Source organism: Lactococcus sp. LG1267 (genome assembly GCF_017309545.1).
Classification (GTDB): Bacteria; Bacillota; Bacilli; order Lactobacillales; family Streptococcaceae; genus Lactococcus; species Lactococcus petauri.
The window spans coordinates 651,892-666,303 of sequence record NZ_CP071295.1 but is presented as its reverse complement, the minus strand read 5'-3'; the positions used below and the strand labels follow the sequence as shown (position 1 = coordinate 666,303).

Genomic DNA, 14,412 nt, shown 5'->3' with positions numbered 1-14,412 from the left:
CCCAGTTTACATCATTTATGGGTCACGCTCTTTGCCCATGTATCGCCAATAACCTGAACCAAAAGAACCAAAATCAGGATAAGTAAGGTTGCCAAGAAGGTCACATCATTAGAAAAGCGATTGTAGCCATATGCGATGGCTGTGTTTCCTAATCCTCCTGCTCCAATCGCACCCGCCATAGCTGTTAAACCAATCAAGGAAATAATCGTAACGGTAGATACCCGAATCAAACTACCAAGTTCTTCACGAAGATAGACTGTAAAGACGATATCCCAGAAATTAGCGCCTACAGTCTGTGCTGCTTCGACCGTCCCTTTATTTACACTTTCTAAAGCAACTTGAACTTGACGTGCATAAAAAGGAAAGACACCAAGTGTCAAAGGGACCAAAGCTGCTGTTGTTCCAATCTGTGTACCAACAATTTTTTGAGTGACAGGAGCAATAATAGCAAGTAAAACGATAAAGGGTACTGCACGGAAAATTGATGTAAACTTATCCAAAAAAGAGTAAAGTGCACGATGAGGCGTAATCCCTCCTTCGTTAGTCACAACAAGAGCGACACCAAATACCAGTCCAAGAAGCCCACCAAAAAGCCCTGACCAAAAAACCATAAAGAGTGTTTCTATGATTGAAGTCACCCAACCTGTATCTCCGTGTAAACCTAAGGCTACAACATTTGGAAAATGTTCTGTAAACCATGCTGTCATTTATTTCACCTGCGCTTTCAATACTGTAAACTCAATATTTTGGCCTGCCAAATATTCTTTAGCAGCCAAACGATTTTCTTCTGTTCCTTTTAGAGACACGACTAAAGAACCAAAACGTGTATTTTGTAGAACCTCAACATTCCCATAGAAGATATTCGTTGAAACATCAAATTTGCGGGTAATTTCCGACATAGCTGGTTCTCCTGATTGATTGCCATAATAAGACAAATAGATCAGTTCTTCATCGTCTGCCAAGTCACTGAATGTATCATTTTCAGTCAATGAATGAATAAAACGAGAGACATTCGATGTGGTATCGATGAATTGTTGTGTCAGTTGCTCTTGAGGATGGGCAAAGATTTCTAAAAGGTTATTTTGCTCAATCACTTCACCATTCTGCATAACTGCAACTTTATTGGCGATTTCTTTCACGACATGCATTTCATGAGTAATTAAAACGATAGTGAGACCCAAACGTTTTTGGAGATCCTTCAACAAGTCCAAAATTTGATTAGTTGTTTTTGGATCCAAAGCAGATGTTCCTTCATCAGAAATCAAAATTTCGGGATCATTCGCCAAGGCACGCGCAATAGCTACACGTTGCTTTTGTCCACCTGATAATTGGGCTGGGTACTTTTCTTCAAACTCTGACAAACTAACAAGATTAAGCAAGTCACGAATTTTTTCTTCCTTCTGTTTATCAGATAAAGGGCTATGTAAAAGCGCAAATTCGATATTTTCAAAAACCGTTTTTTCATTAAGGAGGTTGAAATGTTGGAAAATCATTCCGATTTTTTGACGTTCTTTACGGAGCTCTGCCGTCTTAATTTTAGCTTGATCCTTACCATCAGCTCCCGCTTTAAAAAGAACCTTGCCATTGACTTTCACCTCACCAGCACTTGGTTTTTGCAGAAGATTAATCGTACGGACAATCGTTGACTTGCCAGCACCTGAGTAGCCGATAATTCCAAAAATATCGCCTTTTTCGATATGGATTGTTGTATCTTTGACTGCATCCACCTTATTTTTCTTGGTCTCATAGGAAACTCTGATATTATTTAGTTCAATAATTGCCATCTTCTTCTCCACTATTTATGATTATTTCAATTTCAAATTCCAAGCAGGAATTGTTCCTTTTTCAGGGTACAATTTTGCAAATAATTCTTCTGTTTCTTTGGTTTGATAGGCTTTAACAACATCTTTGTAAAGTTGATTGTCTTTATCGTCTTTTCGTGCCACAATAATGTTAATCCATTGTTTTGAATTTTCATTTAAAGGTTCTGTTGCAATAACTTCCTTGTTTGTCAAACCTGCAGGAACTGAAAAGTCATTATTTACAACTGCTGCATCAACTGAAGACAGGGCTGAAGCTGTTTGCGACCCGTCCAATTCTTTGATCGTCAAATCTTTTGGATTTTCAGTAATATCTTTAACTGTGGCTAAAGCTCCAGCCTTTGTATCTAACTTAATCAAGCCAGCACTTTCTAAAACGTAAAGGGCACGACTTTCGTTAGAGGTATCATTAGGTACCGCAATTGTTCCTTTATTAGGAATCTCCTTCACATCTGTATGTTTCTTCGAGTAAAGACGAATTGGTGAAACTAAGATATCGCCAATGGGTTGTAAATCAGCATTATTGGCATCATTCCATTCTTTAAGGAAAGCATAATGTTGGAATGCATTAATGTCCACATCACCGTTTACCAAGGCTGTATTGGGTTGGTTATAGTCCGTGAAGCGGACAAATTTGAGATTAATACCGTATTCATCTTTTGCCGTCTTCGCTACCGAATCCCAAATCTTCGTACTCTCCTTTGAACCTGACATAATACCGACCTTAACGGTTTTATCCTCAGCAACATCCTTCTTGAAGAATGAGAAGTAGCCGATAAGTACGACAACGACGAGCGCTACAACAGCAATAATTTTGTTTCTTGTTTTCTTTTTCATAATAAGTCTCCCCTTTATTAACAATAATAATAACAGTATAGTCAAAAACAAAAAAAATAATCCGCCTCTATAAATAGAAACGAATTATCGTGGTACCATTCTAATTTCACGTAAAATACCAAAAAAGGATGTCTTACGTCTTGCTAATTATCTTTGGTGACAAGCAAGACTGCCCCAAAAATAATGTGTTCAATAACGAGAACCACTCCGTTAACAGTTTATTTAGAAAGTAAACTCACTGTTACGCGATTTCTAGGCCATTTTCAAAGTTTCCGTTAGTCTTGCTCTCACTAGCTGCAAGCTCCCTGTGCTAACTTTCGCTTTTACTCTCCTAGTCGCTTTCTTTGCTTTTTGACTATGAATTTATTCTATCAAATTTATTTTCGGTTAGCTTTACAAATTTTTAATGTCCACTTTTAAAATAATAAAACCCTCATCCAAAGATGAGGGTTAATCGGTCATAATCCGCTATTAACATTTGTGGCTAAAGCCCTAACTGTTTGACGGAAAGTCCTATTGGAACTTTCCTAGGCGTATTAAGATTATAGATACATGATTTTGAACAAAGCGACAGCGGCAAGTGCTGCAAGGATAGGTGCTGTAACAGGTACCCATGAATACCACCATTTACTGTCCCCTTTGTTTTCACCTAAAATAGATTTTGGTAAAAGTGAGTGCAAGATACGTGGACCAAGGTCACGTGCTGGGTTCAAACCAGGACCTGTAGGTCCTCCAAGTGAAGCAACCAATACGAGCACGAGGAAACCAAGGACAACGTGGCTGATTGCTGCTGATGAAGCTGCACCTGATACTGATGCTGCGATTTGTCCAGTAACATCTGCACTTGTTACATCTGCACCTTGTTGCGATGCGTAGTTTGTCATCCAGTTGATTGATTCAACACCACGATAAAGTTTTGTTAAGCCCATCGCTCCAAAGAAGAGAACGAATGATCCAACAAACTCGTTCAAGAAACCATTAACCAAGGCACCTGTATGTGTAGTGATTGTGCCATCATCAACGTTATCGATTGTTGAGAAAGTTCCTAAAATAGCATTTGGATTTTCTGTTTTGAGATAGTAAGGGCGATAAACCATTACGACGATCAACTGACCAAACATCGCTCCAAGAAGTTGAGCAAGAATATAGAATGGCACTTGTGCCCAAGGGAAAAATCCTGATGCTGCAAGTCCAAGTGTAAAGGCTGGGTTGATTTGAGCTGTGACATTACCTAAAGCTACGGCTGGTAACATTACACCAAGTCCGTAACCCCAAGCGATAATCAACCAAGATTGACCAAAGGCTTTTGTACCTTTAAGTTCAACGTTCGCTACGGCACCATTACCCAAGATAAGCAAAAGGGCAGTACCAATAAATTCAGTGAGATATTTCACTGTCCATGAATAGTCCATGAATTCCTCCAAGTAATAAAAATTAATGACAAAATAAAAACGAGATTAACTAATGTTAAACTCTTTTGTTATACATAGACATTATAGCACGTTTTTTTTATTTTGGCTAAAAAGATGTGAATTCTTGAACAGAAAATTTGTTTGACGAGAGAAAAGGGGAGAAACGGCTTCATGTAAGCGATTGCTCTTGTATTTGAAATTAAAAATAACAATATTTTATAAAGAAAAAAAGACTGAATCCAGTCTTTTTAGCTAATATAATCCTCAAAATATTCTGAGTTGTAAACCATAATCCTGTTATCAATAATATCAATAATTTCTTCCGTTTTAAGATCTCGGATAATACGATTTACGCTATTGCGTGTTGATATGCCACAAAAACCGGCAATGTCTTCATTTGTTACTGGAAAATCAATCAGAATACCGTTTCTTTTCTTTATCCCAAATTCGTTGATTAAGCTATTGATACAGGCGCAAACTGCACCTTTTTTTCCATTGATTGTCATCTTTTGCAAGAGTTCTAAGTTCATGGCTAATCTTCTTTGATAAAAATCATCAACGATGCGGAACAAGGTCAGATCACTCATTACCCATTTCCAAAATTCTTGACGTTGCACGCGATAAAAACTTGCTTCTTCTGATTCGACCCGTACATTGAAAAGAGCTGAGATACCATTTTCTTGCTTTTCTTCGAGCAAGGAAACAAAATCCGGTTCTGTTACATAAGCAATATTAAACTCACGTCCATCCCTCATAATATTGCTGATTTTAGCTACACCTTCTTTAAGTATATACACATAATCTGACTCAATTCCCTGATACATCACGTAGCTATGCCGTCTTTGAGTCACAACATTTACTTCTTTTTCTTCCAGTAATCGCAGTAAATATTCTATAAATTCTTTTGTCATCTTCCTTTTTTATTCATCTACTCCTTTAATACAACAGTTATTATACCACCATTTAAGCTTGTTTATTAAAATAATGGCTTCAATTTTATATTAAAGTTTTTCTACTCTCCTTACTTATTTTAAAAAAATGTACATACTTTGGCGCTAACATTTGTTACTCTCTGTCTGAGGCAGAATTTTTCTAGCTCGCTTCGCTCCCTGCGTATTATCATTCTAATTTGCTAAAGCAAAAAGAATGATAATAAAAAACATGCGCTCTGGCATGTCTTTAACATTTTATTCATCCACTTGTGTAATTGTACGGACATGGAAGGCAAATTTGCCATTGTCTGTAACCATAAAACCATTATTATCCACAACATGCTGAATGGCTTGATCCATGCTATCGAACTCTTTTATAATACTGTGTGAATTTGCTTCCCCCATAAAGTTTGGTGTTGCTTTTTCCTCATATGAAGAAATCCCACTGAATTTGAATTTCATAATTATTCTCCTCTCTGTTTTGTTCTTCTTTACTCCTTCATTATAGCACTCTTTTTATCTACTGCTCAAGTAAAGCCTTTTTCTTTTTTGCTTCTTCACGTAAGATATGTGCCAAAGCAGCAAAGGCTCTTTTCTGATATAATGGCTATAATAGTGTATCGAAAGGAAGATATTGCATGAAATTTAATCACTTTTCCATCGTTGAAAAAACCTTTGATGAACAGCTTATTGAGCTGGATCATCTCGGCTTTACTTGGTCTGTTTTTTGGGAAGAAAAGAAAATCCTTAAAAACTTTTTAATGGTTGCACCTGTCGACAGTGAAAGCATTCAAGCGACACCGACAGCCTCTTTCCAAGAATTCCTAACTTCAGATGAAGCACTCACATGGAATATCTTTTGGACGGTGAGTTTGCAATTGTTGGGATTTGTACCTAATTTTGAGTTTCAAGTGGACCAAGCAGAAGCTTTTGCAAAATCTGTAAATCTACCGATGATCGATGAGGAAGCACTCCACAGTGAAAACCTCATCAGCGCGCTTTACCTCCTTCTTTGTAGTCGTCGCAAAAACGGGATGACATTGGTTGAACATTGGGTATCTGAAGGTTTGCTTCCTTTAAGCAATACCTACCATTTTTTCAATGACAAATCGCTCGCTACTTTTGATACTGCAAATCTGATACGGGAGACAGTCTGGGTCGAATCTAAAGTCGATACTTATCGTACTGGAAAAAATGATTTGATTAAAGTACAGATTATTCGTCCCGTATTCGAGGGGCAATTGCCAGCAGTCATGACCGCAAGTCCTTACCATCTGGGGATAAATGAAATCGCCAATGACAAACAATTGCACGACATGAATGTATCTTTAGAAGAAAAAGCGCCTGGAAAAATCAAGGTTACCACACAACTTCCTACTCTTCTAGACTACGAAAAAGAACCTGCTCTAGAAGCTACTCCTGAAACACCCACTCAAAAGTTCACGCACGGTTGGACTTATTCACTGAACGATTATTTCTTAGCGCGTGGTTTTGCTTCACTTTATGTTGCCGGTGTCGGAACTTTAGATTCAGATGGTTTCCAAACTTCAGGTGATTACCAACAAATTTATAGTATGACTGCTGCAATTGACTGGCTCAATGGTCGGGCGCGTGCTTTTACTTCTCGCAAGAGAACACAAGAAGTGACTGCAGATTGGGCCAACGGCAAAGTCGCGATGACTGGTAAATCCTACTTGGGTACAATGGCTTATGGTGCAGCAACTACCGGCATTGATGGTCTAGAAGTGATTTTAGCCGAAGCCGGTATTACCTCTTGGTACTCTTATTATCGTGAAAATGGCTTGGTCCGCTCACCAGGCGGCTATCCCGGTGAAGATTTAGATGTTTTAGCAGCATTGACTTATTCGCGTAATCTTCAAGGTGCTGACTTCCTTGCGCATAATACGCAATATGAAGCTCACCTTTCTCAAATGCTTGAGTCTCTTGAGCGATCCACCGGCGATTATAACCAATATTGGCACGATAGAAACTATTTGCCACAGGCAAAAAATACTAAGGCAGATGTTCTGATTGTGCATGGTTTACAAGACTGGAATGTTACACCAGATCAAGCCTATCATTTTTGGCAAGCTCTGCCGAAAGAAACGGTTAAACACGCCTTCTTACACCGCGGTGCTCATATTTATATGAACAATTGGCAATCCATCGACTTTAGCGAAACCATCAACAGTTATTTCACCGCTAAGCTCTTAGATCGCAAGTTGACTTTGAACTTACCTCCTCTTGTTTTACAAGAAAATGGCAAAGACCAAAGTTGGACAGGGGTAGCCGACTGGGGCAGTGCAGAAACGGTTAAATTGCCACTTGGCAAAACAGCAGCTTCTATCCTAAAATTTGACAATCATTACGATGAAGAGATTTTTAAGGCTTACAGCAAAGATTTCCATACTTTCAAAAAAGATTTGTATGAAGGCAAAGCTCAAACAGCTGTGGTTGACTTAGAAGTAGCAGAAGACATGATGGTGAACGGTCAAGTCGAGCTGAACCTCAAAATCAAAGTCAATGACAGTAAAGCCCTTCTCTCTGCGCAACTTCTTGACTTTGGTAACAAGAAACGCCTCTCAGAAAACGCACAAACTCTGGACTTGAAAGCTCTGGACCGTGGCCGTAATTTTATGCTGGAAAATCTGATGGAGATTCCTCTGGTGGATAGCCCTTATCAACTTATGACTAAAGGCTTCCTCAATCTGCAAAACCGTGAGGATTTGCTTACAATCAGTCCTGTCGAGGAAAACGAGTGGCTGACCGTAAACCTTAAACTTCAGCCGACGCTTCATCAGCTGGAAAAAGGTGACAAGCTCCGTCTCTTGCTTTACAGTACAGACTTCGAACATACCGTACGAGATAATCGTGAGATGACTTATGAAGTAGACCTTGGTTCGTCTAAGATTATTCTCCCTGTAAGTAACAAATAAAAGAAAAATACTCAAGTTTAAAGAGCTTGAGTATTTTTTATTTTAAGAAATCCCTTACTTCAAAGACTTTCTTAAATTTTGATTTTTTTCTTCTTGTATAATACAAAACCTGCACCAAGAAGGAAGATTAGACCAGAAGTCAAGAGCCATAGCCCTAAGTTATCTCCGACAATCGGAAGACGTGGTTTTGGTTTATTAACCAACTTACCGGCATCAAAGACACCCGAGCCATCTTCTTCTGCAATAGTGACATATTGCGGTGTCTTATCTAACTTGTAGCCGGATGGCGCTTGGATTTCGACAAAGCGGTATTTACCTGGACCTGGTACAGTAACTGTTACCAATCCGTCCGCGTTTGACTTCACATTTTGTGCTACAATTTCTCCATCTTCGGTTTCTACCTTAAAGACAGCACCTTGAAGTGGATTATCTTGTTCATTAACTTTCAGAAGTTGGATAGCATAGTGATGTGTTGGGGGTGTTGGAGTTTCTGGATCGACTGGTTTATTTTCCATCGTTCCAGCATCAAAGAGTGCTTGCTCTTCACCTCCCATTGTTACCTCTTGTGGCACTTGACGTGGCTCACTATCTAAGATAAAGCCGTCTGGTGCTTCTGTTTCGATAAAGCGGTAGAAACCTGCTTTGTCTACCTCAGTACTCACAAGACCATCTGCTTTAGATTCCAAATCTTCTCTGTAAGTTTCCCATGGACCATTCACGTTTTCACTGTATTCAACCTTGAAGACGGCACCTGCTAGATTTTGACCGGCTTCATCTGTCTTACGAAGTTGGATACGAGCATTACGTATATTGACCATATTTTCAGCCTCAAAGAGGGCTTCGCCTGTATCTCCTATCGTAACTTTTTCTTTCACTTGACGTGGCGTACTATCAAGGATAAAGCCGTTTGGTGCTTGTGTTTCGATAAAACGGTAGTAGCCTTCTTTTTCGACAACCGTCGTAACAAGACCGTCTGTTCCAGAAGATAAACCTTCCTCGTAAGTTTCCCAAGGTCCATTTTCGTTTTCACTAAATTCAACCTTGAAGACAGCGCCTGCGAGGTTTTGACCTGCTTCATCGGTCTTACGCAGTTGGATACGTGAAATAGGTGCTTCTTTCTCATGGTTAATCATCGTTCCAGCATCAAAGCTTGTTTCCCCTGTCTCGCCAACATTAACATAAACTTGGCGTGGGCTACCATCGGTGACAAAGCCGTCTGGCGTTTGCGTTTCAACAAAACGATAGTAGCCGTCTTTTTCAACATCAAGTTTGACAAGACCATTATCACCAGAAGTTAAGTCTTCCGCAACAGTTTCCCAAGGATCATTGCCGTCTGCACTGAACTCAACCTTGAAGACAGCGTCAGCGAGGTTTTGACCCTCTGCATCAATCTTACGCAATTGAATACTTGCGATTGGTCGGTTTGCCATATCGCCAGCAGAGAAGAGGACTTGTCCCCCTACACCTGCGGTTACATGGACTTGACGTGGTTCGCTGTCTAAGACAAAGCCAGCTGGCGCTACTGTCTCAATAAAGCGGTAATAACCATCTTTTTCGATATCTTCAAGCTTGACAAGACCATCGTCGCCAGAAGTTAAGTTTTCTGCAACAGTTTCCCAAGGTCCATTTTCGTTTTCACTGAATTCAACCTTGAAGACAGCTCCTGCTAGATTTTGACCTTCCACATCTGTCTTACGTAGCTGGATACTTGCGTACGGACGGTTAACCACACCATCAACATTAAAGATGGTATCTCCAGTTTCTCCTGCATTAACATGAACTTCACGTGGTGTACTATCTAAGACAAAACCATCTGGTGCTTGCGTTTCAATGAAGCGATAATAACCATCGTTTTCGACATTAAGGCCGAGATAACCACCTGCTCCAGTTGTCATACCTTCTGCATAAGTTGACCAGTTATCCGTTTCAGCCGCTCTATATTCAACCTTGAAGACGGCACCTGCTAAGCCTTCACCCTCCACATCTGTCTTATGAAGTTGGATACGTGCGGTGAGTGTGTTGACCATATTAGGGAAGTAAATGGTGTCTGTGTTCCCATCTACCACTTCTCGCTCCTCGCTATAAGGATCATCTGGGAGTTGGTAGCCTCCAGGAGCTTGCGTTTCATGGAAACGATAGCGTCCTGGTTCAGTGACCACATAACGTACTAAACCATCACTATTTGACTGAAGACCTTTGACAAGGATTCTCCAATCACCTGCACCTCCATTTAATGAGGTATCGAAGACTTCCAGATCAAACTCTGCACCAGCGACATGATTGCCATATTGGTCAACCTTGGTCATTTGGAGCGGATAAACGGGAGGAAGCGGTGGTTCGATAGGTTCCGCAGTGAACACGTATCTGTTGACGATATTAATGGTAACATCGCTATTTCCGATAAGTCCTGGGACATAGAAATGCCAGATTGGGTCAGGCATTCCAACTTCTGCTGCACCGTTGATAAAGGCTACAGCTTCAAGTCTCCAATTTTCAATCTCATAGTTATGTTCTTGAATGGTGTAACGGCCCGGTGGTAGTTGGTCCGCAAGGATGATTTTTTCATCATTGAGAATCTGCGCTTTCGTTAAGCGACCAATTTCATCCCCATTGTCGTTAGTCACAGTAAGATAGAAGTCATCTGGGATGCGATCAAGCGGGATATTTTCAAAGCTTTTGCTCAAATTCAAAGAACCTAGTTTTTGGTAAAAGTTATCAAATCTAAAGCTCACATCTTCTGCTGCTCCAATCGTAATCGTTACTGGTTCCAAGCCTTGACCACTGCCAAAGTTATCTTGGTTTCCCGCTCCAAGCTGACGATAAGCCCAAGTGCTGTTGGAGAGGATATAGCCTGCATCTTTGACATTATCCGCGTTAAGCTCGCTGATTCTGTACTGCCCTTCATGGATACCGATGAATGATCTTCCTGCTATAGCATCTGCTCGGCTCACTCTTGTTTCATAATACCCCGTTGTTGTATTAAGAGTCCATACATCTCCGTTGCCCGGTTGTGGGTTTCCATCTCCAAGATACTCGATAAGAATTTCAAAGTCTTCTGGATAAGTGTCCGCTGGCAAGCCGTGGAAGAATTTCATAATACGTAAGGAAGGTGTATTAAGTTGGGGTTGCACATAAACATTGACAAAGCTTGCTGTGGCTACACCACCCGGTGTTACGGTTACGGTTTGGTCAAACTCTCCCGGCATATGTGTATAACCTGGGTCAGCCTGCTCAACATCTCCGCCCGCTTCTTTGATGGTGTAAACACCTGCTGGCAGATATTCTGGTAAGTCAAAGTGCCATTTGCCATTTGCTAGTGTAAACTTATCTGGGTCAAAAGTCACTGTTTCCTCAAAATTATTTGGACCTGTGATTGTAAAGGTCAATGGTCGGAGTGTAACGCCAGCTGGTATAGCTCCATCAGAGTTGACACGGTTGCCATTTTCATCAAGGAAGATAAATTCTTTTTCTAGTCTGATTTGTCCATAGTAATCAAGAGCAAATGTACCGTTATTTCCCAAGAGATTGGTAACAATACGCCCATCTTGTCCTGCTGGAGCTGTTGGATCTGCTTCGACCAGTTGTCGGCTGACATGAGCTTTGGTATTTGTCGGGTTGGCAGTTTTTCCTACAATTCTTGCACCATCAAAGTTATAGAAGGGGTTTTCAGTAGACGGCTCAAAAGTTGCAAAAGAGCTGTTTGCGTCATTATCCCAGTAGTTAGAGAAGAAGTTTGTTGGGAGGGCTTCTCCTGCAAGTAAAGCTTCTTCTACGCGTGCTTCATCTAAACCAACATTGAATCTTGCCTGTATAGGTGAAGTGTTCCCTGTAATACTAACTGTACCATCTTCGTTCTGCTGAACTGTACGTTCAGGAATGAGATGCGCAGGAATACTCCAATGCACAAACTGATCCTTGGCTTGGAGTTCTCTATAACCTGACTCATGCTCTGCTGAACCATAGTCTGAAGTAAAAGTATGTTCTATGAGTGCCGTATGGACAGTAAAGAGGAGACCGCTCACATTATTTACTGCAGGGTCGACTTGGTTTTCAATTTCGCCCCAGACAGGGTAAACCTGTGCCTTCGTCGCTGCTCCGTCAGCAGTAAGACCGATATAGCGCCCTTGGTCATTTGTAAAATAAGTAATGACATTATCTGGGCGATTATCAAGGATGCTTGCTGCTGTTGTAGCATCAATAAAGTTGCCGTCAGGAAGACGGATTTGCTGTGTTAATGTTTTAATAAAATCTTCACGGTGTGCATCAACCTCTGAAATATTATAGGTAAATGTTCCACCATTTGGTGCTGGGAACTCGATATTAGTCAGACCGTCAAAGCTCATGTATTTGCCCAAGACATCAGAGAAATCCAGTGTACCTGAACCCAAGTTTGTGCCGTTCCCGTTTCCGCCTAAAATTTCGCTGTTCCCTGTATCTTGAATACTGTTGGTAATCGAGATAAAGGCATCGCGCAAGGTCTGTAAGTCATCCGCTTTGAAAAACTCATCTGCATAAGCAATGTCCGTTGTTGAAAGTTCTACAGAAGCGTTATTTCTGATATTAACTGTACTCTTAGTGTTATTCCATTGATATGTCCCAAAGGCTTGTCTAAATTGCGCTTGGAAGTTTCCTGTTGCACCATTCGTAGCAAAGTTATTAAAGAGCGTTGTTAAGGTTGGTGTAGCAGCTGTTGGTCCTGCTGATGTCCCAGTCAAGCCCATCTGATGACGAACATTTGGTCCGACCTTGTCTGTATTTTCCGGCGTAGGATTCAATGTTGCACTGATTAAGTTTTGACCGGCTTCTGTGTCTTGTTTTCCTAAAGAGATACTAAAGAAGCCGATATCTGCTGCAGGTTGAGTTGGTGCATCGCCTGCAACATTTCCATTTGGAAAATAGTGATTAAGGACTGTTTTGCCACGATAGGCGGCTGTCAAGGCTGTCATTACAGCTAGACCTTGCTCACCATAACTACCATCTCCATAGAAATCACCGTCGCTCGCTACGAGTTGATTACCATTTGGACCAACAGTTACTGGAGTTAAAGCATCAAAGTCAAAGTCAGGACGACCCATGGTTGGTTCACCATCGGTCATTAGGATAAGATTAGGACGACGTGTTACTCTTACTGGATTTTCTTCTTCCCCAGCATCATTTGTCACAGGAACCTCAACTTGTTGGTCAGTTACGTTTTCCAGAATACGACTGGCTTCACGAATCCCCCACTGGGTTGGCGTTGAACCTTGTGAAACAAAGTTATTAACTTTAACTTGTCCACCTGAACCAGTTACAGCAGTTGCCACAACATTGACTTGGGAGTTCCCTGTCATGGTAAAGAAAGCACCATTACTGTTAGGGTTATATCTGCCGAGAGCAAAAACATTTTCGACACGGGCAAAACCACCTGTACGGCCACCATAAGCTACTACAGCTACACGATTGAGCGGGTTAGCATCTTGCAAGATACCAATAGCTTCATTAAGCGCATCAACCAGAAGGGCGATACGTGAACGTCCTGCGCCAGGATCGACACGAGTCATACTTCCAGAAACGTCAATGGTAAAGACAGTATCCGCAGGAATTTGATAACCGGCACGTATAGGTGCACTTTGCGCCAAAGCAGAGAGTGTTACTTCAAACTGATCATCGTCCAAGCTTCCGAGGTCGTGACGAACTGTTTTGTCTGTCCAGATACGTCCATCATGAGCGCCAGGAACATCCGTGAAGCCCATGTCTGCTAAGCTATCTGTATCAGGGTCTGAAACCTTACTGTCTTTAGCGATGTCCCAAGGAAGACCTGCTGCATTAGGCAGAAGCTCTGTCATGGCAAAAGGTAAGCCACGCTCCTTATCTGCGATATTGCCAACTTGCTCCTTAGAAGTTGAGCTTTCTTGTTCAGGCTTTGTTTCCTTTTCAGGTTTGGTTTCGGCTTCCTTATCAGATGTTTTCTCATCATCTGTTGGTTTTTCTTTATCTGTTTCTTCAAGCTTAATCGGAAGAGTGAGCACTTGATCCCCTATAGTGACTTCAATCTCTTTTCCATTGACTAAAGAATCTTTCACAACGTGAAGTTTCAAAGCGAAATTTCCCTCGCTCTGCTCCGTTAAGTTTAAAAGCACTTTATTGCCTTCCAACTTATAGCTGCCTTCTGTGAGGCCGGAGATTTTTTCTTCTGTTGTGACGTTCTCAAAGTCTGCGCCTTTCAAAACGATGGTTTCAGGTTGATTATCTTCCGCAGTACCCTTTTCAACCTTTCCTTCTACAATAACAGTTTGAAGATCCTTTTCATCTTCCCACTGCGCCTTGTTCAAAGTCGTGCGACCGTTTTTTTCTTCCTTGTCTATGGTTTCTGCGATAGCTAATGCTGGTAGCAAGGCTTGAACCACAAGAGAGACGATCATAAGTAAGCGTACGACTTTGTAGAGTCTTTTACTCTTCATCCAACTTTACTCCTTCTTAATATTTTCTCAATGCC

At 41.0% G+C, this 14,412-nt stretch carries 8 protein-coding genes; 1 reads left to right on the top strand and 7 read right to left on the bottom strand.

Annotation, left to right across the window (positions count from 1 at the left end; all coding sequences use genetic code 11):
- Nucleotides 1-11 precede the first annotated feature (11 nt).
- From J0J33_RS03380 to J0J33_RS03355, 6 genes are all read right to left on the bottom strand, one after another.
- Complete coding sequence (locus J0J33_RS03380) at nt 12-707, bottom strand: methionine ABC transporter permease (protein ID WP_003133796.1); 696 nt, start codon at nt 705-707, stop codon at nt 12-14.
- Nucleotides 708-1,784 (bottom strand): methionine ABC transporter ATP-binding protein, encoded by a 1,077-nt coding sequence (locus tag J0J33_RS03375; RefSeq protein WP_019291411.1) that lies wholly within the window; start codon nt 1,782-1,784, stop codon nt 708-710.
- Between the two features lie 21 nt (nt 1,785-1,805).
- The gene (locus J0J33_RS03370) at nt 1,806-2,657 is read right to left on the bottom strand and encodes a MetQ/NlpA family ABC transporter substrate-binding protein (RefSeq protein WP_019293605.1); all 852 of its coding nucleotides are present in this window, start codon (nt 2,655-2,657) and stop codon (nt 1,806-1,808) included.
- A 542-nt stretch (nt 2,658-3,199) separates the two neighbouring features.
- Entirely contained in the window at nt 3,200-4,069 is an 870-nt protein-coding gene (gene gla, locus J0J33_RS03365) for an aquaglyceroporin Gla (RefSeq protein WP_003133793.1), read from the bottom strand.
- 248 nt (nt 4,070-4,317) lie between these two features.
- Nucleotides 4,318-4,980 (bottom strand): Crp/Fnr family transcriptional regulator, encoded by a 663-nt coding sequence (locus J0J33_RS03360; protein ID WP_019335976.1) that lies wholly within the window; start codon nt 4,978-4,980, stop codon nt 4,318-4,320.
- 276 nt (nt 4,981-5,256) lie between these two features.
- Entirely contained in the window at nt 5,257-5,463 is a 207-nt protein-coding gene (locus tag J0J33_RS03355) for a hypothetical protein (protein ID WP_019335977.1), read from the bottom strand.
- A gap of 176 nt (nt 5,464-5,639) precedes the next feature.
- Between J0J33_RS03355 and J0J33_RS03350 the strand changes: the two genes are divergently transcribed.
- A complete protein-coding gene (locus tag J0J33_RS03350) occupies nt 5,640-7,937 on the top strand; it encodes a Xaa-Pro dipeptidyl-peptidase (RefSeq protein WP_206921771.1) in 2,298 nt (765 codons plus the stop codon).
- Nucleotides 7,938-8,008: 71 nt separating this feature from the next.
- Here the strand turns inward: J0J33_RS03350 and J0J33_RS03345 are convergent, their stop codons facing one another.
- Nucleotides 8,009-14,377 carry a SpaA isopeptide-forming pilin-related protein gene (locus J0J33_RS03345; protein ID WP_206921770.1) on the bottom strand — a complete coding sequence of 2,123 codons (6,369 nt, stop codon included), beginning with the start codon at nt 14,375-14,377 and terminating at the stop codon, nt 8,009-8,011.
- Between the last annotated feature and the right edge of the window lie 35 nt (nt 14,378-14,412).